The organism is Paractinoplanes ferrugineus, assembly GCF_016862195.1.
Lineage (GTDB): Bacteria > Actinomycetota > Actinomycetes > Mycobacteriales > Micromonosporaceae > Actinoplanes > Actinoplanes ferrugineus.
Window position 1 is genome coordinate 118,360 of sequence record NZ_BOMM01000049.1, and the last position, 22,834, is coordinate 141,193.

The window sequence follows — 22,834 nt, forward strand, 5'->3', positions numbered from 1 at the left end:
TCATGTCCGATGCCGTACTCCAACTACAGATCCGCAGCGACGTCGACCTCGTCGCCGTCGTGCCCTACCTGCTCGGCTTCCAACCCGGCAACGGCAGCATCGTCGTCATGGCCGTCGCCGACAACCTCGTCGTCTTCGGCGCACGCCTGGACCTTCCCGGACCCGACGATCCCACCACGGCGCTGCTCGACATGAGCCACCACATCGCCGACGTCGCCCGCCGAGCCCACCCGAATCCCACCATGGTCCTCATCGGCTACGGCCCCGCCACCGACCTCGACCCGGCACTGCACACTGTCGCCGCCGTGTTCGCCATCGACGGACTACCCGTACGCCTACCGCTGCGCGTGACCGACAACCGCATCCACCACCTCGGCTGCACCTACCCCGACTGCCCGGCGGACGGCACACCCTTCGACCCCTGCGCCTCGCCGATCCCGGCCGAGGCAACGTACGCCGGCGTGGTCGCTCTACCCAGCCGGGACGCCAAGGCCGCCCTGCTCAAACCGGACCCCACCGCCACCGGCGAAACGATCCAGCGGGCGATCATCGAGGCAATCACACGCCTCGACATGCAGGGTGACGACCGCGAGGCTGCGGCATCGACCGTTACCGCGGCTCTCCGCCGGTATGCCGACGGCGTCTCGCCCGATGAGACCGAACTGGCCTGGCTTCTGGTCCTGTTGTCGCGCCCATCGATATGGAGTCTGGTCCTTAGCCGCACCGAGGCGAGCCCGCAACACCTCGGGTTCTGGATCGAAGTCACCCGCAGAGCACCCGAACCGTTCGTCCCCGCCCCCGCCACGCTGCTCGCCATCACCGCGTGGGGATTCGGCGACGGCATGCTCGCCGAGCTGGCCGCACGCCGCGCGCTGAGGGCCGACCCGGCGAACGAGAACGCCACAGCCGTTCTCTGGGCGGTGAAGTCCGGAATCAGCCCGGCAGAGATCGAACGGTCGATCACCCACCCGGAAACGACAGGGGACCCGAAGGACGGCCATGGCAAGTAGGTCCCGGCCCCTCTGGTATCCGGCCATCGCCATCACCGCCAGTCCCTGGATCCGCCAGGAAGTAGAAAAAGTCGAGCAGCAAGCGGGATGTGACATCGACGTCACGGACTCCCTTCCCGACAGCCGCAGGAACGCTCGCCGCCGCCCGATGATCATCATCGGTGCGGACCTCGTCGGACGCGTCCGCAAACCCCTGTACTGCGGCGGCATCGTCGTCGTGGCCACACTCGCCCCCGACGACCGACGCGCCATCGACCACGCCACCAGGATCAACGCACCCCACATCGTCGCCCTCCCGCACGGACGACAGTGGCTGGCCGAGAAGCTGCTACAGATCATGGATAGCCGGTAGATCGGGACCGCGCCCGACCCGTCGGCCGCCTCGGCGGAGCGAGCCAAGACGGCTCGCTCCGCCCCCCACCAGCAGCCGAACACCGCAGGAGGTGGGCCTTTGTGCTTTATGGGATTCATGGTCGCGGTGATCCAGATCTGGTGTGCCCTACTCCCGGAGAGGTCTGGTCGCCTGATGGCTGGAGCAGGCGGCTTTCGCCCGGGTGCGGCAGGATAGAGGGGTGCGGACCGACGAGGCGACTGATGCTGCCGTAGCAGCAGCCACTGAGCAGGGCCTCTCCATCAGCGGCGCCCGTGTCCTTCGGGTCGGCGAGAACGGCGTCGTGGTGTTTCCCGCCGCTGGCGCCCTGGCGCGGATCGTCCGAGGCCGGGACGCGGTGGAGCGAGTCGCCGCGGAGCTGCGCACCGCTGATTGGTTGCAGTCGCGGGGCGTACCGATCGCCCGGCCGATGGTGCCGGTCCCGGTCGTCGCCGACCGATTCGTGGTGTCGTTCTGGGAGTACCTGGCCGACGGGCGGCCGGCTGACCTCGTCACACTCGCCCACTGCTTGCGCAAGCTGCATAGCATTCCCATGCCGGTAGACAACCTGCTTCCCAAGGTCGATCCGTTCAGTGGTTTCGAAGATCGACTGGCCCTCGGCGACGCCCTCAGGGCGGAGGATCGGGAATTCCTCAGCGAGTTCCGCAGTCGGCTCGCTGACCAGTGGAGTCGGGCCAGTTTCACGCTGGGCCTGGCCGTGGTTCACGGCGATGCGCACATGGACAACCTTCTTCAGAACCCTGAAGGGCGGGTCGCTTTCATCGACCTGGAGACCGTGGCCGTCGGTCCACCGGAGTGGGATCTGACCCTGACCGCGCTCTATCACGAATGCGGGTGGTTCTCGCTCGATCAGTACCGTCAGTTCGCCGACGCCTATGGCTACGACGTGCGAACGGGCTCCGCGTGGCCGATCTTGCGGGGAGTTCGCATGTTGCGGATGACAACCTGGCTCGCACAGTCGGCCGGAGACTATCCCGAACGGGAACGGCAGTTGCGGCATCGCCTGGCCAGCCTTCGAGATGGGACCGCGCCAGCGGGGTGGACCGGGTTTTAGGCGGAGGTATTGACCAGGGTCGCAATGTCGGTTCGTACCGTCTCGACCCGTTCTTGATCGCCACGACTGGTGACGGCGCGGTCAAGGATTCTGCTGAGGAGCCTAAGGTCATCGGTGACGCGATGTGACTGGAGCTGACCGGCCTCAGCAACGGCGATTTCGGCCGCAGCCAACGCTTCGTCGATGTCCCGGTGACGGGCCTTCAACGATGCGATCCTGATCATCGTGAGCGCTCGCGAACGAGCAATATCGGCAGGATGCAGCGCGTAGGCAGCTTCAAGTCGGCTGATGGTGATCTCCGCCTGGATGTGGTCATCGCTCCGAAGGGCCAGGTCGAACAAGCCGTGGCCGGCATCGCCGAGAATCTGGCCCTCATCGGCGTAATAGCCCCACGTTTCGTCATGCAGCCCGTCCGGAGTGCTGGTCGCGAAATGGTGATCGCAAAGCTCCACCGCCTCCCGGCATGCGGCAGTGTTGCCGATCTTGCCGTGTGCGCGGGCTTCGACAATGCCGATGACCGCACGGCCGAGCGGCGGCAAATGTCGCCACCCGAGGCGAGCGAGGCTGGACATCTCCAGCGCCTCGTCCGTTCGGCCGAGATAGGTCAGATGCCGACTCATGGACGTAGCCGTGTGGGTACGTTGCTGGACGTCGTCGGCTTCTCCCGCGAGCTGAATTGCCTTCAGGAAGAAGCGCTCCACCAACTGGGGCGCGTCACCGGCGTCGAAGCACGCCCAACCAGCGAGGTCACCGAGGCGGGCGGCGGAAGCCTGCCAACTGCGCCGTGTGGCGCCGGACATGGTCGACGTGCGGGCTGCACGGCAAACCCACTCCAGCTGGCCGCTCATCGCGGCCCGCGCGAGCCCGCCGCCGTACTGATGGTCCCATTGTTCGAACAGGACCGTGCTGCGACGGAGTGCTTCGACATGCGCTTTCTCGATCTTGGGAGGTGCTTCCATCTGCGTTGACCAAGGGCCCGGCAGGTCCAACAGGTCGTCGGGCAGCATCCCGAACCACGCTGCGCCCGCTTGCCGCACCAGGCCGACATCGATCTTGCTGTCGACGGCACCACTGCTGATCTCCTGTAGGCGGGCAGCAACGGCCTGTGAGGCGTCGGGGCCCCGCTCGTTCCTGGGCTCGTCGATCGGTGCCGTTCGCGGCCCGCGGACGATGTAGAACCCGAGATCCTGATCGCTCCGTGCGTGCAACACAGCTCGCAACGCCTCGCGTCGTTGCTCACGGGGCCACCGGTATTCGCCGCGCTCCAGCTTCCCGATGTCGTTCTCGTCAAGACTGGTTATGGCGCTATACCTATCCGCTAGGTATGAGTTGACCGCTTCTGCAAGCTCCTGCCGAGACATCGGACGGCCCGAGCCGGAAGGAGATAGGCGCCGTCGGCGCGCCTCCACGAGCAGCCTGTTCGGCGTGGATTTTGCGCGATCCACCATGAATCAACCCCAACCGGAAACAGGGATACCGCACGAGGCGTACAGACGCGGGATCAGATTGTAAGGCTCTGCTGCGGTCCTGAGCCCAGGTCTCCGTCGACGTGGCACGATGGCTTGGTGGATAGTCGGGATGCAGGCGTGGTGGTGTGGGATGTCGATGGCACGCTGATTCCGGCGGATCTTCGCTGGTTGCGGCGTGCTATCGCCCGGACGTACGGGATCGACGAGTCGGCTGTGACGTTTCCGGAGAAGAAGGTTCACGGCTACACCGACGAGTCGATCGTTGTCGACACCGCTGTCACGTCGGGCATCAACGCGGCGGACGCGGAAGCCGGTGTCCCTCGGTTCGGTGTGGTCTTGGCTGAGGTCATGGATGCCGGCCGCGACGAGCTGGCCCGGGTTCAGCCGCCGTATCCAGGGGTCGTCGAGAGCATCGCCGTGCTGCACCGGCGTGGTTTCGTGCAGACGGTGCTGACCGGGAACCTGCGGCACGCGGCCGAGGTCAAGGTCGCTTCGCTGGGTGTGGGCGACGAGTTGGACCTCGACATCGGCGCGTACGGATCGGATGATCGGGACCGCTTCCAGCTGACGGCGGTCGTGGCGCGTCGCTACCGCGACAAGTACGGCACGCCGCTGCTTCCGGCGCGGACCGTAGTAGTGGGGGACGCGCCGAACGACATCGCCTGCGCCCGGAACGCGGGGTTCCGGGCTGTGGTGGTTGCTCACCGGGCCAGCCGGGAGGAACTGGCTGGCTACGAGCCGGACGCGGTGCTCGACCGATTGGACCCTGACTTGCTGGTGTCGACGATCGCCGGCCTCACGTCGGCTGATTGAGGAGAACCGACCTTTCGTGATTCAGGCTGCGGCGATGCGCTGATCCATTTCGCGTACTGCCGGTTCATTGTTCCAGGGGCTGAGGCTTTCGCGGGCTCGCTGAGCGCGGGCGATCCCACGAAGGTTGCCGATGCGGCGTAGCTGTTCGTAGGCGTCGCCGAGCTTGGTGCATGCGGCGTCGAGCTGACCGGTAAGTCCGTACGCGGCGGCGAGGTCGACACGGGCGGCGAGGGCGACGTTGAGATTCCCTTCGTCCTCGCCGAGGGCGGCGGCGGCGTTTTCAAGATGTTCAATGGCGACTGTGGGTTCGTCAAGCAGCAGGTAGCAGGTGCCTTCGTAGACCTGGACGCGAGTGGTGTTCCAATCGCTGAACAGTCCAGTCCGGTCGTCGTCGGTGATCGCGGCGGCATGCTGTCGTGCCCGATCGAGGGCGGCCTTGGCCTGACGTGGGAGGCGCAGGGCCGCGTACGCTTGGGCTTGTTCCGCCGCGATTCTCGCTCGCGCTGCCGCCGTCAACTGCGGGCCGGCGGCGCTGGCCTCGTCGAGCAGGCGCAGGCCGGTCATGATGTCGCCGTCGGCGTGAATCAGCGTCGAGGCGCCGGAGTGCAGGTTGCTTTCGAAGATCCGGGCGACAGCGGCGAGGCGGACGTCCCCAGACCGGTCGGCGAGCGTGTGGGCGTAGCCGCAGTGGGCGAGAGCCATGGCGTGGTTGCCCTGTGCGCTCCACAGTCGGCTCGCGACGATCGATGCCTCGCCGAGCATGGCGCCGATATCAGCTTTGATCGAGTCGGAGCCTGCCTTGCGGTACAGCGTCAGCAGACAGTCGCGGTGCGCTTCAACGAGACTCAGCAAGGCCGAGGGCGGGACTGCCTGCCGCTGCTGGGCCAGCATGCTGGTTACCACGGCGAAACTGCTCCACTCGCCGCGTCCCACGCCGCTCCCGTGCAGAAGTTCCTCGGCGGAAGGCTCCAGCTGCGCCAGGACGAGTTGGTCGACCGCCGTGGCATCGGATGTGGCGGTTGATGAGCGCCTGATGTAGAAGCCGATCTCATGGTCGGCTGCCACCTGCAGGACCGCGCGGAATGCTTCCCGGCGTCGTCTGCCGGGCCAGCGATTCTCGCCGCGCTCCAGTCGGCCGATGTCTGTCTCGTCCCACTGGTGGACGATTTGGTGGTGCTGCCAGAGGTAGAGGTTGATGGCCTCGGCGAGTTCCTGCCGCGACATCGGCCGCCCTGACCCGGACGGAGACGGACGCCGGCGTCGCGCCTGCATCAGTAGCGAATTGGGCTCCGGCTTGCCTTGGTTCACCGTGGCACCATCCTCCGCACGTCGGAAAGCATCCGATGGGATTCTTCGGGTGGCTCTGGCCTGGCACAGGGTGGCGCCTCATGCGGCCCACCCCCATGATGGCCTATCTGCCAATGGTCGATTGGCGCGGCAGGTCTCTGGTCCGTGGCTGTTTGAGCCGACCCAGGAGATTGTCGCTCCTCAATTTTCGGCAGTGTCGAAACGCAGGAGCGGGACGTCGTAGAGGTTGGGATCGCGCTCTCGGTGTAGGGCCGGCCGGGAGACTTCGACGAGGTACATCTCGGTGAGGAACTGGACGGTGGCCGAGAGCAGGTGGCTGGTGTGCGCGGTGGCGCTGTGCTCCTTGAGCCCGACGGACACGTGGATGTGCGGCAGGATCCGCTGCTCGGTTTCGTCGTAGGCGATGGTGCCCCCGCCGAGGGCCTCGACATTGCTCAGGTGGACGGCGGACCAGACCGGGGCCTGTGGGTTGTCGAGTTTCGCGCAGGTGCCGACGACCTCCACCAGCGAAAATCCCGCGATGAAGGTGGGGATGATCCCGTGCCGGACGTTGTTTTCGCGGCAGAAATCGGCGAGGGCGGTGAAGAAGTCGTCGCCGTGGTCGAACACGACGACGAAGCTCCGGCCGATGTCGACCTGCTGACTACGCATCCTGAACCTCCGGCTTCGCCGGTGCGCTGTCGGCGCCGGTCGCCCACGGCCACGCCTCGGGGTCGCCGCAGCCGCCGGATGCGGTGATCGCCGCAGTGACCGTCTTCTGATCGGCTCCAGCGGCAAGCAACGCGTTCAGCAGGATGCGGGCCTTGTACGGGTCGAGGAATCCGGCGGGGACGAGCCCTCTGCTCAGCAGATCCCGTTCCGAGCCGGGGAAGCCGTAAGTCGTGGTCAGCACCGGTCCGGCGCCGGTCCGGCTGGCCAGCACAACCGGAATCCGGTCGGCAAGATCCGCCAGCGTCGGAACGAGATCCTGTGGGACGTGGCCCACGCCGAACCCGGCGATCACCACACCGTCGGCCCGGTCAGCGAGGCCGTCCAGCAGGACGCCGTCGTCGCCGAGGCTGATCGTCAGCAGCACCACCCGGGGGCGCGGCCCGTCGCCGGGCAGCGGGACGACATGACGAGAGCCGAGCCGGTTGAGGAGCCGGGGTTGGCCTTCGACCAGGTAGCCGAGCGGCCCGCCGTTCGGGGATTGGAACGTGGACCCTGCTGTCGAGTGGGTCTTGCGGACGCGCCGGGCAGCATGGATCTCGTCGGCGAACACGACCAGACAGCCCAGGCGGCGGGCGGTCTGGCTGGCGGCGGTCTGGACGGCGGCGAGCAGGTTCGCCGGGCCATCAGCCCCGGCCAGGGTCGGGTTGCGCATCGCGCCGGTGACCACGACCGGTTCCGGCCCGGGGTGGTACAGGTCGAGCAGGTAGGCGGTCTCCTCGATGGTGTCGGTGCCCTGCACCACGACCACGCCGTCGACACCATCGGCGAGGTGCTGGCGCACCAGCCGGGACAGCGCCGTGACGTCCGCCAGGGACAGTGACGCCCCCGGTAGTCGCCGGAAGTCGACGGTCTCGACAGCGACGCCGAGGTCCGCAAGTCCCGGAACTGCCGCCAGCAGGTCATGTGCTGCAAGAGCGGGGACGACACCGCCACTCACTGCGGCGGTCATCGTGATCGTGCCGCCCAGGCTGACCACCAGGACTCGGCGTGGCTTGGGCATCTCAACACCCACAGTGGCTGTCCTCCACCTCAAGGAACGGATAATCGGAGCCTATCGGCTGATCATGCCGACTTCGCCCACGTACTGGCAGGCACGGTCAACGCCTGCGACAGAAAGTAGTCGGCTTCGGGGCGCGGCAAATCCGCTGCATCCGTGCTCGCCCAACTGTCGGCAGCGCTCGACGAGCCACGCCCAGTCCAGTTCCAGGTAGTCGGCCAGCATCCGGAGTCGACGGCCGGTGGACGGGCCTGTGATGGCGGAGTGCGCTCCGGTGTAAGCGGCGATCTCGCCGTAGTCCCGTACGGAAGGGCGGTCGGTGGTCACACCGACCTGCCAGATCCCGTCGGCACCGACCCAGTTCGCCACGATGGCCTCGTGGCCCCGGTCGAGAACGAAGCCCTCGACCGCCGAGTACTCCGTCTCAGTACAGACGTTGACCTGGATGCCGAACGACTCCATCAGGGCGGCACTGAGAAGGAGCAGGATGCGTTCACCGGGCGGCGAGGCCGCGACCGCGTCCGGCGGGATGCAGAACGCGCGGGTCATCGGTCCGCCAGCGAACCGCTCGGCTATCGACCGTAGATAGTCGTACTTGTGCCTGAACAGAAGCCAGGTACTGGCCTCTTCGCCGCGCTGCTCGCGTGTCCAGAACTCCGGGATGCCGGCGAGGCCGTCGAGGTGGCGAAGGATGTGGTGAGCGCAGAAGTAGCTGCCTATCCACATCTGGGACACCGCGGTCAACTCCGAGGCGAGATCTCGCCCAAGCGACGAGCTCGGCATTGACTCGTAGGGCAGGAGATCCTGCTGAAGATCATGAAGCAGGGAGTCGTCATTGAGTAGTGGCTCGTCCAGGTTGACCACTGCCCAGAGAATCCCGACTGTCACGTCATCCAGAACGTATGCGGGCGGGATCAGCAGGCGTGATCCAGGACCGGCCTTCGCCAGGCGTCGACGAGCCTGCCGGGTGTCAAGGCCGTAGCCCGTAGCGCCGCCGTCATCCGCAATGGCTCCGACCACCAGGCCCCGTCGGGCTCGGGTGAGAAATCGGCTCGCCGCGAAGTCGGCCGGGACCGCCGCCAAAATCCGTCCGTCATCGACGGCGGGGTAGGTCCGGGTGTCTATCGACTCTCCGTCGAAGAACTGCCCACCGGCGGACCGCAGCACATTCTCCATGGCCGGGGGTGATCCAGGCCCACGCAGGGTCAGCGCTGTGCTGGTCATCAAGGGCGGCGGCAACGGAACTTGGGCGACCGATACGGCCGTATCCAAAGAGCGGTTGCGTCTGGCTCGGAAGAAGCCCAGTTCTGCGTCGGTCGTCGCGCCGAGGACGGCTCGGAAGCCTTCCCTGCGGGTCCGGCCAGGCCAGCGAATCTCACCGCGTTCGAGCTTGCCGATGTCGGTTTCGTCCAGCCGATCGTCGCGTTCGTATCTGGACCACTGCCAGGCGTTGACTGCCTCCGCCAGCTCCTGCCGCGACATGGGGCGGCCGGAGCCAGTTGGGGACTTCGTACGGCCCCGAGCATCGATCAGTTTGGTGTTGGGGCTACTTCCGTCGTCCACAACGTCTCACCTTTCGACGAGATGACGCATCAACTCTCCGGCCTGCGGGGACCGTCAGCGCTCGAACTCTCCGGATTGGACTCCCTCGATAAATGCGGCCCACTCGCCCCGGTTGAACTCGAGGACGGGGCCCTTGCGGTTCTTGCTATCGCGCAGGCCGACCGTCCCGTCATCGGCGAAGGCCACCTCGACGCAGTTGCTGGCGCCATCGCTGTAGCTGCTCTTGAACCAGTTCGCGAACTTGCTGAGACTCATGGTCTGCTCCCTGCATGGTCGGACAAATCCTCGGCCGCTGCGGCGAGGAGATCAAGGCTGCTGGTGGGGTCCAGCGCCGCCTGTTGAAGGCGCTGATACAGGTCGACGTAGTGGCCGGTCTGGGCCGGTGTCGTGAGGACCAGATCCTCGCCGTCGGTGTCGACGGCGACAACGGTCGGATCCTTCGGGTCCGGGAAGCGATATGTGAAGAAGGCCGACTTGGGCACAACGTACCCAGGCAAGGCGGCCGGCAGCGGCAGGACTCGGATGGTGACCTTCCGCCGCTCACGTCCCATCCGAGCGAGGTGAAGAAGCTGGGCTCTGGTCACACCAGGCGGTGCCGCAGGTCGGCGTATCGCAAGCTCATCGATGATGACCTCGTAGCTGGGCCCGTCCGCTCGATCGAGGATGCGTTGCCGGACAGCGCGGGCTTCCAATGCGCGGGTCGGATCGAACGCCTCGGGCCGGATGCCGCGATTGGCGCGAGCGCGAACCTCGGTGAACTCCGGAATCTGGAGTAGGCCGGGCAGCAGCGTCAGGTGGTACTCGGCGATCGAGCGGGCGCCAGCTTCCAAGTCGGCGTACAGAGCCTGCTGCGGTCCCATCTCGTCGCGGAACTTCTCCCACCAGCCACGTTCCCGGGCGTCCCTGGCTATGGACATGATTTGTTCCCGGCGGCGTTCGCCGACTCGGAGGACGTCAAGGATGCGGGCGATCTCGTCGTCAGCCGGGCGGACGTGCCCGTTCTGGAGCTGGCTGATGCGTTGCCGAGACATTCGGACGGCCGTGGCAAGCCGGACCGTCGAGTAGCCGTGTTCCTCGCGCAATTGGATCAGCTCAGCTGCGAGGCGACGCCGTCGAACATAGGGGCTGACCATCGAGGATTCCTCCGGCGCGGACTGAGCAACGTGAACAACACCGCGACTGTCGGGGCCGTGCGGCATCGTCCGGTGTGGCCAGAGCGTAACCCTGGATTTCCGCGTAGGAGCGCTAAGCGGGTCTGACCCATGCCGCAAACGAGCAGCTCAGGGGCCGTTGTCCCGGTAACTCTCCTACTAAAACTCCCAGTAATTCGGGGTTCCGAGTCTGTCGACTGTCGGTGATCGTAGGCACACCACACGCGACATATCGATGGCTTGTTGAGTGAGTAGTCGCCGGACTGTCGCAGCACCGCAAACCAAGATCCGATTGCCACCGAGGAGGACGTGATGACTGCCAGCGGGTCACCGGCGCCGACCGCATGTCGTATCGGTGCCGTAGTACCCGACGTCGACCCGGCTGGCGATGACATGCCCCAGCGCTTCGGCAATGACGGCCCGCACGTTGCGGTAGTCGGCCGGTGCGCAACGGCAGGGGTCGCGTTCTCCACTCCTGTCCGGTCACAGCCTTCCCCCGAGCGCGATGGCCGGACCCGGCCGCGCGGTTGGTCCGCCTCTTCACGGCGTGATCAGCCGCGCGGCCGTGAACCCCAGGTGCCTCATCGGTACGCACTGGCGCCGGCAGCGAAGGAGTCGACTGTGCGCGCGACCAATGACGAGATTACGTGGCGAGCCGGGTCGACCGGGTCGTATCCGCTGTGTGGCCTGCTCTTCTGCCGCTGTGGTGCCCGGTTTTGTCGCTCGAGTTCGCCGGCGTCGAAGCGTGAGTACCTGTCGGTATGCGGATGCCGCCTCTGGCCGCTCGACGCGGACAACATCGAGCGGCTCGTGCGTGCGGAGGCGGTTTCTCGCGCTCCGGGCGCGGCGACGCTGGGCGGGTCGATGAAACCGCCCGAGGCGCTGTCCCACCTGTATTCCCGGATCGAGGTCGGCGGGACGGTCGACGACGTGCGATTCGTCCGCCGCATGTAGGCCGCGCCCGCCGTCGCTGCCAGCGGAGCGCGGCGGCGGGTAGCGCGGCCCACCTGGTGTGACTCGCCCCCTTACCCCTGGAACCTGCGTTCGCCGTCTCTCCCGAGGGCGGACTCGAAACCCCCATACAGAGTCAATGAAGGGACATCCCCGGTGTCGTATCCGGTCGAGGAGTTACAGCGGTTCGGCTATCAGCAGGAGTTGCGGCGCGCGCTGCGGTTCCGTGACCTGCTTGCCTACGGCCTCATCTTCATGGTCCCGATCGCGCCGATGGCGATCTTCGGGGCGGTGTTCTCCGCCTCCGGCGGCATGGTCGTCGGTGCGTACGCGATCGGTGTGGTCGCGCTGGTGTTCACCGCGTTCTCATACGCGCAGATGGTCAAGGCGTTCCCGCTGTCCGGGTCGGTCTACAACTACGTCGGCCGGGGCATCGGTGCCCCGGTAGGGTTCGTGGCTGGGTGGGCGATCATGCTCGACTACGTCCTGGTTCCCTCGCTGCTGTACCTCGTCGCCGCGGTCGCGATGAATGCCACCCTGCCCGCTATCCCGGTGTGGCTGTGGCTGATCGGCTTCGTCGCGGCGAACACAATCGTGAACTCGATGGGGATCCGGATGACCGCCCGGTTCACCTGGATCATGCTCATCGGCGAACTGGTCGTCCTGTTCATCTTTCTCGGCTTCGGGGTGTGGGCGATCATCACCGGGGCCGGCCGGTGGACCTGGGAGCCGCTGTACAACCCGAACACGTTCGGCTGGTCGCTGCTGCTCGGCGCGACCTCGGTGGCGGTGCTGTCGTTCCTGGGCTTCGACGGCATCGCGATGCTCGCCGAGGAAGCCAAGGGCGGCTCGAAAGCGATCGGCCGGGCGATGGCCGGGGCCTTGTTCGTCGCCGGCCTACTGTTCATCGCCCAAACGTGGGTGGCGGCGATCCTGACCCCCGACCCGCAGGCGCTGATCACCAACGGAGATCCGGCGGGTACGGCGTTCTACACAGCCGCGCAGGTGGCGTCCGGACCGTGGCTGGCCACCGTGTGCGCGGTCGCGACCGCCATCGCCTGGGGCCTACCGGACTCGATGGTCGCGCAGGTCGCGATCTCCCGGCTGCTGTACGCGATGGCCCGCGACAAGCAACTCCCGGCGTTTCTGGCGAAGGTGTCCCGCAAGCGCAACGTGCCGCGCAACGCGATCTGGCTCGTCGCCGCGGTCTCGCTCGCGCTCGGCCTCTACATGAACCAGCGCGGCGACGGGATCGCCCTGCTGTCGAGTCTGATCAACTTCGGGGCGTTGACCGCGTTCCTGCTGCTGCACCTGTCGGTGATCGTCTACCACGTCATCCGCAAACGCAGCCGCAACCTGGTCGCCCACCTGCTCATGCCGCTGGTCGGCGCGACGATCCTCGGGTTCGTGGTCTGGAACGCGAACGTCGCCGCCCAGCGCCTCGGGTTTGTGTGGATCGGCCTCGGCGTCCTGGTGCTCATCGGTCTGTACCTGGCCGGGCGTCGACCGGAGCTATCCGGCTTCGCGCCCGTGTCACAGCCGGCGACCCCGGCACGTCAGGAGGTGTGACGCTCATGGGAGAACACACGTACACCCCGACGGCAAAGGACCTGTCCTACACGTTCGGCGGGGTCCCGCCGGTGGCAAGCCTACGCTCCGGCGACGTGCTGACGCTGTTCACCGAGGACTGCTTCGGCGGCGCCGTCACCACCGTCGACGACCTTCCGAGCCAGGTCTGCACGTTTCCATACCTGAACCCGGTCACCGGGCCGTTCTTCATCGAGGACACGGAGCCCGGGGATACCCTCGCCGTCCATTTCCTGTCGATCGTGCCTGCCCGCAAGACCGGGGTCTCCAGCACGTTCCCGCATTTCGGGGCGCTCACGTCCACCTCCCACACGGCCGCCCTGCAACCGCCGTTGGAGGAGCGTGTCTGGCTCTACGACATCGACGCCGAGGCCGGACTGGTGCGCTACCGTGCCCGCAACTCAGACTTCACAGCGGACCTGCCGCTGGACGCGATGCACGGCACTGTCGGTGTCGCCCCGGCCGCCTTCGAAGCCCGCAGCACCATTACCTGCGACGCCCACGGCGGGAACATGGACACCCCGGAGCTACGCGCCGGCACCACCCTTTACCTCGGCGTCAACATGCACGGAGCGATGCTCGGCCTCGGCGACGGACACGCTCGGCAGGGCCAAGGAGAGTCCAGCGGGGTCGCGGTCGAGATCGCCATGACGACCACCATCGCCATCGAAGTGATCAAAGGCGTGCCGACGCTGTGGCCGCGGATCGAGTCCGATAACGCGATCATGTCCGTCGGCTGTGCCCGCCCTCTCGAAGACGCGTTCCGGATCAGCCAACACGATCTGGTCGGCTGGACCGCCCAACTGACTGGCCTCGACACCCTCGACGCCTACCAGCTCGTCGCGCAGGCCGGCACCGCACCGGTCGGCAACGTCGTAGATCCGAACTACACCATGCTCGCCAGCCTTCCCAAACACCTTCTCCGAGGCGCTGACCTCTACGGCGGCACCCACGAGCGGCTACGCGCCACGCCGCACCCCGATGCCACCGGGACCGGCGCGCCATGACCATGTTCGCGACTGCTGACAAGGCCAACCCCGTGCCTACCACCTTTCGACTCGACCCACGCGGCGTCCTGCCTCTGCACGCTGAGCTGTATCTACTCGCCCACGACGATGACACTGGCAACCTGCTGATCAACCAGCAGTCCCTCGAACTCGGTCTGGCCGGCGCCCTCCTGCTCGAACTTGCGTTCAAGGAGTACGTCGCGGTCGGCTATCACTACGACGACTTCCGCCGTCAATGGCAACGCCAGCCCGGCCGGTTGACGCTCTGTCAGACCGGCCCCACCGCCAACACCCTGTGGGATGCCGCGCTGACCACCGTCGAGCAGGTCATCCGCACCCATCGGGACGATGATCAGCTACGCGCCGTCCTCCGGTCCTTCGCCGCCGCTGACCTGTACGAGCGGGTCCGGGCCGCGCTGGTCACCGTGGGGCTTCTTCAACGAACCACGCGGCGCCGACTGGCCGGACTGGTCAAGACCGAAACTCATCTACCCGTGCACTACGGCTTCGCCGTACGGGCGCGCGCTCACATCCGTGACGCTGTCGCCCATTACGCCGAGACCGCTCGCTACCGGCCCACCCCACCCGGCGATGAATGCGCCGCCCTGTGCGGCCTGGTCGCAGCACTGGAGCTGGCCGACTTCCTGTACGACGCCATGCCCGTCCGCGATCTGAACCCGTGGCTCGAGCACGTTGCCGACAACAACGACAACCAGGCCATCAGCGCCGTAGTACGCGCCGTCGACGCAGGCCGCGGTGACCTGGCCGTGGCCGCCATGCACTGACGTCCACAAACCGCACCCCGAAACGCCCGTCGCCCAGAACCGCTGGATATTTCCATCGGAAGCGGCACCAACGAGATCGTAGGAAGAACCAGATGACGATGCGAGAGTCCGGCGCTCTGGCCAACGGCGGCATGCCAAAGGCGACGATAGACACCTCGCGACCTCATCCTGCCAGGATGTACAACTACTGGCTCGGAGGTAAAGACAACTTCGCCGCCGACCGCGAATCGGCCGATTTGATCGCCAAAGCATTTCCGCAGATCCGCACAGCTGTGCAGGAGAACCGCAGATTTCTGCGTCGGGCAGTCGCCTTCATGGCCGCCGAAGTCGGGCTGAAACAGTTTCTTGATATCGGCACTGGATTTCCCGCCTCGCCTAACGTTCACGAAGTCGCCCAGAAGATAATTCCAGCGTCTCGGGTTGTCTACGTAGACAACGACCCCATGGTGGTAAGTCACGCTCGGGGGTTGATGACCAGTTCACCGCAGGGCACAACGACCTGCATACAAGCGGATCTGCGCGCACCCGACACCATCCTCGCCGCCCCCGCCGTTCGAGCAGCAATCGACCTGACCAAACCCGTAGGGCTGCTACTCATCGCCGTTCTGCATTTCCTCGACGACAACGAGAGCCCATACGACCTTGTAGCGCGGCTCGGCAATGCCCTGCCCAGCGGCAGCTACATAGCGTTATCGCATGCCACCTTGGACCCACTTCCCGAAGACGTCATCGAGCAACTGACCGCGCTTGCCGGCACCGGCGGCGACCAAGGCACTTTCCGGCCACGTACGCGAGTTGACGTTGCGCGCTTCGTTGACGGACTGGACCTGATAGATCCCGGCGTAGTTCCGATCGTGCGATGGCGGCCCGACAGATCGCCACAAGCCGCGGCCTCGGTGGCTGACGCCGCAATGTATGGATCGATGGCTCGGATAATTTGAGCACACCTTCAATCAGGAGACGTAACGGTGCCCCAGAGAGGAGATGAATTTCCTGCAAAGCATTGCGTCGCCTGGACCAGAGGCTGTCCTTCCGGCGCCAAGAAATGCCGGCTGGGCCCCGCAGAAATTGGCCGATTCGCGACTAGATGAGGAGCAGAGATGGTGCCTGTCACGCGCAACTTCCGACCGCTCGGCAACCCGGTAACTGACATCCGAAACATCGAACAGCTCGCCATGGAGTATCGGGTGCCCCTTGAGGACGTGCTGCTGATCGCCATCAACCTGTACGGGATCTCATCAGATCAGGATCGGCACCGGGCGAGAGTCGCGGTACGGCTCATCAGCGAGCCCAGCGTCCCCTGGCAGGTCATCGTGCCGCTCAACGCTCAGGAGTCACCGTTCGAGTTGTCCGGCGAAGACCTGGTCATACAGGGCCGGCTGATCGGGCACGTCGAGCGCATCGATGCCGACGAGGCGGTGGGAGGCTATTTCCGCGACGGTGGGCGGGCGGCCACGCTCAACCCGAACGCACGCAGTCGTTGCACAGGTTGCGCTTTCTGCCCCAACACGCTCGAAGCCGCAGCTGATCCGCGCCTGGCCGAGGACAGAGCTCTGGATGAACTGTTCGCGGCGCTCGTTGAGCAGCATCCCCGACGAAGCCTCGCCGAACTGGCGGAGGTGACGGTATCCACCGGCTGCTTCGAGCGGGAGCAGGCAGCTGTCGAGCACCTGGTCGCGCTGCGGGCAGCTTGCTCTCGTCATCGGATTTCGGCCCGGATCGGATTCCTCACCTCGGTCATCCGCAGTGGCGAGGCATTCGAGCAGATCGCCGCAGATGTTGCGCCGTTCGTTCTGCGGCTGACCGCCGAGTGCTTCACCCGGCGTGACCTGATGCTGAAGGCGAGCAAAGCCACCCTGCTCGTGGAGCAGATGCCGGATCTGTTGGCGCTGGCCCGCCGCGCCGGCCTTGATACTTCCTACACCTACATCGTCGGACTGGATTCGCTGCCGACAATGACGGAGGGCATCGACGCTCTTGCGCCGCACATCACCGAGTTCCCGAACTTCCAGGTGTACCAAGCCCACAACTCGATCATGGCAGGCCTGCGGGCACCGGCCGCCGATGACCTCGCCTTCTACCTGGAGGCTCGCCGAGCCATCGAGACGAGTGTCGGACCGACCGGCCTGCGCCCCGTAGCTTGGGAGTGCTACCGGCCCTTGTGGTACTTCACGTTCGGCGACGAGGCGCTGATCACCGACACCGTAGCCGGTAGCGCGAGATGAGGGATGCCGCCCGGTTCGCGGACGCCCTGTGGCGCGCCGTCACCTACGTGAGCGTTGCTCAGCTTCATCTGAACTCCAACCCGTTGTCGCTGGAGCCCTTGGCACCTGAGCAGGTCAAGCCCCATCCTGCTGGCCACTGGGGAACGGTCCCCGGGACCGCCTTCGCGCTGAGCCATGCCGCCATCGGCTCACTCGGCGGTTCCGTCGAGATCATGCCCATTCTCGGCGCGGGCCACGCGGGTGTCGTCCAGATCGCGATGGCCTGGCTGACCGGAGAACTGGCCGCGATACGGCCCCAGTTCTCACCTGACGCCGATGGCCTCAGCCGGTTGGTGCGCTCCTTCCCCGACGTCGGCGGACTCGGCGCCGAGGTGTCGCCGCTGTTGCCGGCCGGGTCCTATCTCGGCGGACAGCTTGGAGGCGCACTCGCGTTCGCGCAGGGCATGGCGCTCGACATTCCCGACCGGGTGGTGATGCCGATTCTGGGCGACGGCGAATGCGAGACGCCGACGACCGCAGCCTCCTGGCTGGCCGCGCATGCATTGCCCGGACCATGCCCCGTCCTGCCGGTGGTGCACGTCAACGGCTATCGGATGGGCGGGAGGTCGCAACTCGGCCGCATGGACGATGCCGGTCTGTGCGCATACGCGGGCGCGCTCGGCTGGAAACCTGCCGTGGTGAGCGTCGACGCGGCCAGCTTCGACGAGCACCAAGAGTTTCATCGCGTACTCCAGGCCGCCGCGGCTGCCGCCGCCGCGGGCACACGCACGGTGATCTTCCTGCGATGCGTCAAGGGATGGAGCGGGCCGTCAGAAGTATCCGGACGTCCCATCCTGAACTCGCCGAATGCCCACAAGACGCCCATAACCGACCCGCAACACCGGCCCGAACAGTTCGCTGCGCTTGCCGCTTGGCTGTCCTCGTACCGGCCCGCTGAACTGTTCAACACGGACGGCACGCCAAAGGGAATGCTGGCCGACGCCCTCAACCTGATCCGGCGTGACGCCCACCCTCGCGTCGTTTGCCCCCGGGTATCGAGAGCCAGGTCGGTAAGCCTTCAGGACGGCCGCAGCTTCTCTGAGGCGGTGACCACGGTCCTGCGGCGGCATGCTGCCACCGGTGATCTCCACGTATTCAGTCCCGACGAGATGGCATCCAACCGGCTCGGTGAAGTCGTTGACGAACCATGGGTCAGCGAAATCCTCGCCGAGGAGGTTCTCCTGGGCTGGCTGGCCGGCTGGACCGCCACAGGCCGACGCGGTCTGCTCATCTCCTACGAAGCGTTCGCGCCCCTGCTGACGACCGGGCTCGTCCAACTACTCAAACAGCGCCGCCTCATCAACGGATCATCGCCCAGCCGACCGAGCCTGAACCTGCTGTTGACCTCGTACGGCTGGAACAACGTCTACACCCACGGCGACCCCTCCTTGATCACCGCACTGCTCGCAACCGGTGACCCGGCGGTGCGGGTGCTGACGCCCGCCGACCCCAGCAGGCTGGCCGCGGCCGTAGACGACGCACTCTGCTCGACCGGAAAGCTGAATGTCATCCTCGCGGGCAAACACACCGTTACGAATCGACCGATGGAGACGATCGACGAAGAACTCGAACGTGGCCTCGCCGTCTGGCCCCACCTGAGCGACCTCGACGAACCCGATCTGACCCTGGTGATAGTCGGCGATCTACCGGCCGCCGTGATCAGCGAGGCTGTTCCGGAGATACGACGCCGTAACGGGACACGCGTTCGCGTCGTGGCCGTGCACGACCTGACGGTCCTCGGCCAACCCAGCAGATGGCCGGCGGGCCTGTCGACCGAGGAGATCGATCGCTACTTCGGCTCCGGTACGCCGCTACTGATCGTCACGCTCGGCCACCCGGCCGCCGTCTGGGGGCTGATCGAGAATCGGCTCCGGCGACCGGTCGAGGTCATCGGATGGCACGAGCCTGAGCGGCCGATGAGCCAGCGAGAGATGGCCGAGACGATGGGGATGGACGTCGCCGGTGTGTGCGCTGCGGCAGACCGCCTCCAGGCGGTGCGGACATGAACGACGTGAACATCGACAAGGTCGAGATCATCGACTGCACAGATCTGGTGGGGCCCGGAGACGACGGCCACCTCGTCGCTGTTCACGCTGCCGGTCAGATCGGTTGGTACGGACCCGTCGGCGTAGCCGCCGCCACCACGCTCGACGGCAGCCTGGCGGCCTCGGCTATCGGCATGGACGTCACCGATCACTCGGGCCTGCTGTCCGCGCTCCACGGAGCTTCCGCGAAGTCGGGCGATGCCGTCACGTCCTGGGCCGTCGGCGCCCTCGACTGCGCGGTATGGGACGTACATGCACGGATCGAGCAAAGACCCGTCGCAACCCTGCTCTCCACCACGGCACGGAGCCACGTCCCGGCGTACGCGTCCTGGCTCACCTTGGACGTACAACTGGCTGACGCAGAGACGATCCGGCGGGTGGCCGGCCAGGACTGGCAATTCACCAAGTGGAGCCTGCGCCGTAGCCGTGGCCTTTCCATCGCAGACGACGCCAAGCGCATGGCTGGCGTCGTCCACCAAGTCGCCGAGGCAACGGGATCACCTGCCGCTTTCGACGCTCTCTGGACCTGGGACCCGGCACTCGCGCTCAGATTCAGCGAACAAGTCGACCACGCGAAGATGATCTGGCTGGAAGAACCGCTCGGGACCCATGACGGCAACGGATACAGCGATATCGCGACAGAATGTCCGCCCATCGCACTGGGAGAGCGTCTTCATCTCGGCGACGACCCGAAAGAACTGCTGGCGCTGCCCAACCTCGGCGCACTCACCATCGATGTCGTCGGCTGCGGCGGCCTCACCGCCGCGGCTGAGCTGGTGGCCGAGGCAGCAGCGGCCAGCGTGCCGGTGTACCCGCACGGTCGCTCGCTACTTCCGGCGGTGCACCTCGCGGCGGCGTTCCCCGAGGCGATTGCCGCCGTCGAGTACCAGCTGCAATGGGAAAGCCACCGACAGCTCCTGTTCACCGACCCGCTCGAATGCGAGGGCGGGCAGGTAGTAGTGCCGAGCGCACCCGGGCTTGGCCCGACCCCACGGAGACGCTGATGCCCGCAACCGTCCACAGCCTGCCGATCAAGGGATCCATCAGCGACGGCGACGGGACCCCGCAGGTCGTACTCACCGAACGACTCGTCGGATACGACACCTTCCTTACCGGCGTTCTGGACATCGGTCAGCAGCGAGTCCCCGTACGAATCATCACTCTCGACGACGTGACCGTCTTGCGCCCTGTGGAAGCAACAGCCCTGGCCGGCGCCACGGACACGTACTCCGGGGTTCTGCACCTGTCGCACGGGTCGCGGCGCCGCACGATTCCTGAAGACCTCGCCTTGGAGGTCTCACGGCGGCACCGCACGCTCGACCTACTCGACGAGGCAGAGTTGCGCTACGCGCTGACTTTCCTGGAAGAAGCCACCACCGAAACGATCCGCCAAGCCCGCATTGCCGTCATCGCGGACGCCGTCGCCTCAGTGGACAGCCCTGCCTCCGAAGAACCTGAAAGCAACGACGGCGATCATTCGGCCGCTGCACCAGCGCTCGTCACGGTGGACGTCGGCGGCACGATCGGCACCACGGATAGCCCCGGAATCACGGCTGCCCTGGTCGCCGCGTCGCCGCTGGCACGCCGCGACGCCGTACGGCTGCTGCGCGAACGACTGCACACGGCACCCGCCATCACCGATCAGGTAGTCGAAGAGGTGTGCCGGGCACTACGGATCCCGGTCACGGCGTTTCCACGCCACGCGACCGCCACGCCGCTACGTCTGTTCACGTTCGCGGCTGCCGCACTCGAACAGATCAGCGTCCTGCTGCCGGTGGTGACGCTGTCTAACGTCACGTGCGTGGAGGCAGACCTGCCGCAGCTGAGGCGGCTCCTGGCGCCGTGGGTGAACGACCATTTCCCGTCCAGCAGAATCGGATACGCCAAGCCCGACCCCCGCGCATTCGAGGCTGTTGCCGCCCAGCGACGTATCGATCCTACGCAGATGGTGCATATTGGGGATGATTGGGAGTGCGACATCCTCGGGGCTACTCGGGTCGGGGCACGCGCCATCTGGATCTCCGGCGGCCGTCCCCTGCCCGAAGCGACCGAGGCCGTCAAATCCAATGTTCTGGTGGCAACGGACCTTGCCGCTGCCACCGGACACGTCAGGGAAATCTGCGCAGGGAGATACCGATGAGCACCTTTGCTGGAACCGTCGAGCACTACCGCAAGTACCGCCCAGGAATCCCACAGGAGGTCGCCGACATCCTCGCCGCTGCCGTGCCAGACCGGCACCCCCGGCGTCTGCTCGACATCGGCACCGGGACTGGGCTGGTCGTCGAGGCGCTGCTCACCCGATTCGACGACATCATCGCGATCGACAACGACGCCGACATGCTGGCGTCCGCCGAGACGGCAATGCGCCCCATGGTTCCGGAAGGAACGCGGATGGTTCTGCAGCGCTTCTCCGCGGAGGAGTTCACGCCGCCGCAGGACTGGCGTGCCGACCTGGTCACCATCTGCCGCGCGTTCCACTGGCTCGACCAGGCCGCGGTGTTGCAACGCCTCGAATCCCAGGTGGCCGAAGACGGCGCGGTGGCGATCTTCGGCGACAACAGCTTCTGGGTGGCCTCCAGCCCCTGGAAAACCGCGGTCCGCTCCGTCATCCAGGACTTCCTGGGCGAACAACGCCGGGCCGGCGCGGGCGTCTTCAACCACCACAACCGCCCCTACAGCGAAATCATGGAAGAGTCCGCTTTCAACCAGGTCGAGGAGTTCCGCGTACCCGTCCAGCGGGTGTGGTCCACCGAGAGCATCCTCGGCTACCTCTACTCCACCTCGTTCGCCGCTCCCCACCTGTTCGGGGATCGGCTCGCCGACTTCGAGGCGACCGTCACCCGCACGCTGACCGAATTCAGCAGCGACGACACCTTCGATGAGGAGAACGAGTTCCTCATCCGCATCGGCCGTCGGAGCCAGGCGTGAGCCATGTCCTCGACCGGCAATTCGGCCGGCTCACCACTGACAAGATCACCAACGCGCTGACCTCCGCGTCGGTGCTCTGCCTGCCGATCGGCTCGTACGAGCAGCACGGACCCCACCTGCCTCTACACACCGACACGGTGATCGCCGAGCAATTCACCACCAGACTCGTCCACCAGTACGGCGACAGCCACGACCTGTGGATGCTGCCCACCATCCCGTACGGCCTGTCGCCCGAGCACGACTGGGCACCGGGCACCATCACCCTCCCCGTCAGAGTGCTCACGGACCTCATCGACTCCACCTGCGGCGAATACGTCCGATCCACGCCCGCCCGCAACCTGCTCATCGTCAACGGGCACGGCGGCAACCGCGGCATCCTCGAAGCCGTCATCTACGACCTGCACCGACGGCACGACGTCAACGTCTGCGTGATCCACCCCAGCTCGCTGGCCACCGTACGCGCCGACAGCGAACTACCCGAAGTCCACGCCGGCCTCCGCGAGACATCGGTGATGCTGGCGCTGGCCCCCGACGACGTCCACCTGGAACGTCTGCCGGACAGCTACGAGCCGGACCCTGACCATGCCGAGGGCACCCGCCGACTTGTCCTCGATCGAGGCACCACGTGGCCATGGAACTCCGACAACCCCTCCATGTCCCAGCTCGGCATCATCGGCGGCAACGCGAGGAGAGCGACCGCCGAACTCGGCGAACAGATCGTCGCTAGCGCCCTCGACCGCTGCCCCGACATCCTGGCTCGCCTGAACAAGCCTGATCCGTGATCCGCACCCCCGGGAGGA

22 protein-coding genes are annotated in these 22,834 nt (G+C 66.3%); 15 read left to right on the top strand and 7 right to left on the bottom strand.

Annotated features, from left to right (window positions below; all coding sequences use genetic code 11):
* Positions 1-2: 2 nt before the first annotated feature.
* From Afe05nite_RS26725 to Afe05nite_RS26735, 3 genes are all read left to right on the top strand, one after another.
* Positions 3-1,010 carry a DUF4192 domain-containing protein gene (locus tag Afe05nite_RS26725; RefSeq protein ID WP_203819959.1) on the top strand — a complete coding sequence of 336 codons (1,008 nt, stop codon included), beginning with the start codon at positions 3-5 and terminating at the stop codon, positions 1,008-1,010.
* Positions 1,000-1,362 (top strand): hypothetical protein, encoded by a 363-nt coding sequence (locus Afe05nite_RS26730; RefSeq protein ID WP_203819960.1) that lies wholly within the window; start codon positions 1,000-1,002, stop codon positions 1,360-1,362. The genes Afe05nite_RS26725 and Afe05nite_RS26730 overlap by 11 nt, the downstream gene beginning before the upstream one ends.
* A gap of 220 nt (positions 1,363-1,582) precedes the next feature.
* Complete coding sequence (locus Afe05nite_RS26735) at positions 1,583-2,455, top strand: phosphotransferase enzyme family protein (RefSeq protein ID WP_203819961.1); 873 nt, start codon at positions 1,583-1,585, stop codon at positions 2,453-2,455.
* Here Afe05nite_RS26735 and Afe05nite_RS26740 read toward each other — a convergent pair.
* Complete coding sequence (locus tag Afe05nite_RS26740; protein WP_203819962.1) at positions 2,452-3,903, bottom strand: NsdA family TPR-like regulatory protein; 1,452 nt, start codon at positions 3,901-3,903, stop codon at positions 2,452-2,454. The genes Afe05nite_RS26735 and Afe05nite_RS26740 overlap by 4 nt on opposite strands.
* A 117-nt stretch (positions 3,904-4,020) precedes the next feature.
* Here Afe05nite_RS26740 and Afe05nite_RS26745 point away from each other — a divergent pair, with 117 nt between their 5' ends.
* On the top strand, positions 4,021-4,737 hold the full coding sequence (locus Afe05nite_RS26745) for an HAD family hydrolase (protein WP_203819963.1): 717 nt from the start codon (positions 4,021-4,023) through the stop codon (positions 4,735-4,737).
* A gap of 21 nt (positions 4,738-4,758) precedes the next feature.
* Here Afe05nite_RS26745 and Afe05nite_RS26750 read toward each other — a convergent pair whose 3' ends face one another.
* The 6 genes from Afe05nite_RS26750 to Afe05nite_RS26775 all read right to left on the bottom strand — a co-directional run bounded on the left by Afe05nite_RS26750 (position 4,759) and on the right by Afe05nite_RS26775 (position 10,449).
* Positions 4,759-6,045 (bottom strand): NsdA family TPR-like regulatory protein, encoded by a 1,287-nt coding sequence (locus Afe05nite_RS26750; protein ID WP_239118215.1) that lies wholly within the window; start codon positions 6,043-6,045, stop codon positions 4,759-4,761.
* A gap of 180 nt (positions 6,046-6,225) precedes the next feature.
* Positions 6,226-6,696, bottom strand: coding sequence for a PPC domain-containing DNA-binding protein (locus Afe05nite_RS26755; protein ID WP_203819964.1), 471 nt, complete (start codon positions 6,694-6,696; stop codon positions 6,226-6,228).
* Entirely contained in the window at positions 6,689-7,756 is a 1,068-nt protein-coding gene (locus Afe05nite_RS26760; protein ID WP_203819965.1) for an asparaginase, read from the bottom strand. The genes Afe05nite_RS26755 and Afe05nite_RS26760 overlap by 8 nt, the downstream gene beginning before the upstream one ends.
* A gap of 51 nt (positions 7,757-7,807) precedes the next feature.
* Positions 7,808-9,316, bottom strand: a complete 1,509-nt coding sequence (locus Afe05nite_RS26765; protein WP_203819966.1) for an XRE family transcriptional regulator — start codon at positions 9,314-9,316, stop codon at positions 7,808-7,810.
* 54 nt (positions 9,317-9,370) lie between these two features.
* A complete protein-coding gene (locus Afe05nite_RS26770; RefSeq protein ID WP_203819967.1) occupies positions 9,371-9,571 on the bottom strand; it encodes a DUF397 domain-containing protein in 201 nt (66 codons plus the stop codon).
* The gene (locus Afe05nite_RS26775; protein WP_203819968.1) at positions 9,568-10,449 is read right to left on the bottom strand and encodes a helix-turn-helix domain-containing protein; all 882 of its coding nucleotides are present in this window, start codon (positions 10,447-10,449) and stop codon (positions 9,568-9,570) included. Before Afe05nite_RS26775 ends, Afe05nite_RS26770 begins: the two co-directional genes overlap by 4 nt.
* Before the next feature lie 639 nt (positions 10,450-11,088).
* On the opposite strand from Afe05nite_RS26775, the gene Afe05nite_RS26780 reads away from it, so the two are divergent.
* The 11 genes from Afe05nite_RS26780 to Afe05nite_RS26830 all read left to right on the top strand — a co-directional run bounded on the left by Afe05nite_RS26780 (position 11,089) and on the right by Afe05nite_RS26830 (position 22,816).
* The gene (locus tag Afe05nite_RS26780; protein WP_203819969.1) at positions 11,089-11,421 is read left to right on the top strand and encodes a hypothetical protein; all 333 of its coding nucleotides are present in this window, start codon (positions 11,089-11,091) and stop codon (positions 11,419-11,421) included.
* A gap of 153 nt (positions 11,422-11,574) precedes the next feature.
* Positions 11,575-12,987, top strand: coding sequence for an APC family permease (locus Afe05nite_RS26785; RefSeq protein WP_203819970.1), 1,413 nt, complete (start codon positions 11,575-11,577; stop codon positions 12,985-12,987).
* The gene (locus Afe05nite_RS26790; protein WP_438868918.1) at positions 12,984-14,012 is read left to right on the top strand and encodes an acetamidase/formamidase family protein; all 1,029 of its coding nucleotides are present in this window, start codon (positions 12,984-12,986) and stop codon (positions 14,010-14,012) included. The genes Afe05nite_RS26785 and Afe05nite_RS26790 overlap by 4 nt, the downstream gene beginning before the upstream one ends.
* Positions 14,013-14,044: 32 nt before the next feature.
* Complete coding sequence (locus tag Afe05nite_RS26795) at positions 14,045-14,797, top strand: GOLPH3/VPS74 family protein (RefSeq protein WP_203819972.1); 753 nt, start codon at positions 14,045-14,047, stop codon at positions 14,795-14,797.
* A gap of 92 nt (positions 14,798-14,889) precedes the next feature.
* Positions 14,890-15,738, top strand: coding sequence for an SAM-dependent methyltransferase (locus Afe05nite_RS26800; protein WP_239118216.1), 849 nt, complete (start codon positions 14,890-14,892; stop codon positions 15,736-15,738).
* A gap of 159 nt (positions 15,739-15,897) precedes the next feature.
* Entirely contained in the window at positions 15,898-17,022 is a 1,125-nt protein-coding gene (locus tag Afe05nite_RS26805; protein WP_203819973.1) for a hypothetical protein, read from the top strand.
* Positions 17,019-19,067, top strand: a complete 2,049-nt coding sequence (locus tag Afe05nite_RS26810; protein WP_203819974.1) for a phosphoketolase family protein — start codon at positions 17,019-17,021, stop codon at positions 19,065-19,067. The genes Afe05nite_RS26805 and Afe05nite_RS26810 overlap by 4 nt, the downstream gene beginning before the upstream one ends.
* Positions 19,064-20,110: an enolase C-terminal domain-like protein gene (locus Afe05nite_RS26815; protein WP_203819975.1), complete on the top strand. Its 1,047-nt coding sequence runs from the start codon at positions 19,064-19,066 to the stop codon at positions 20,108-20,110. Before Afe05nite_RS26810 ends, Afe05nite_RS26815 begins: the two co-directional genes overlap by 4 nt.
* On the top strand, positions 20,110-21,246 hold the full coding sequence (locus Afe05nite_RS26820) for an HAD family hydrolase (protein WP_203819976.1): 1,137 nt from the start codon (positions 20,110-20,112) through the stop codon (positions 21,244-21,246). The genes Afe05nite_RS26815 and Afe05nite_RS26820 overlap by 1 nt, the downstream gene beginning before the upstream one ends.
* Positions 21,243-22,034, top strand: a complete 792-nt coding sequence (locus Afe05nite_RS26825) for a class I SAM-dependent methyltransferase (RefSeq protein WP_203819977.1) — start codon at positions 21,243-21,245, stop codon at positions 22,032-22,034. Before Afe05nite_RS26820 ends, Afe05nite_RS26825 begins: the two co-directional genes overlap by 4 nt.
* The gene (locus tag Afe05nite_RS26830; protein WP_203819978.1) at positions 22,031-22,816 is read left to right on the top strand and encodes a creatininase family protein; all 786 of its coding nucleotides are present in this window, start codon (positions 22,031-22,033) and stop codon (positions 22,814-22,816) included. Before Afe05nite_RS26825 ends, Afe05nite_RS26830 begins: the two co-directional genes overlap by 4 nt.
* Positions 22,817-22,834 lie beyond the last annotated feature (18 nt).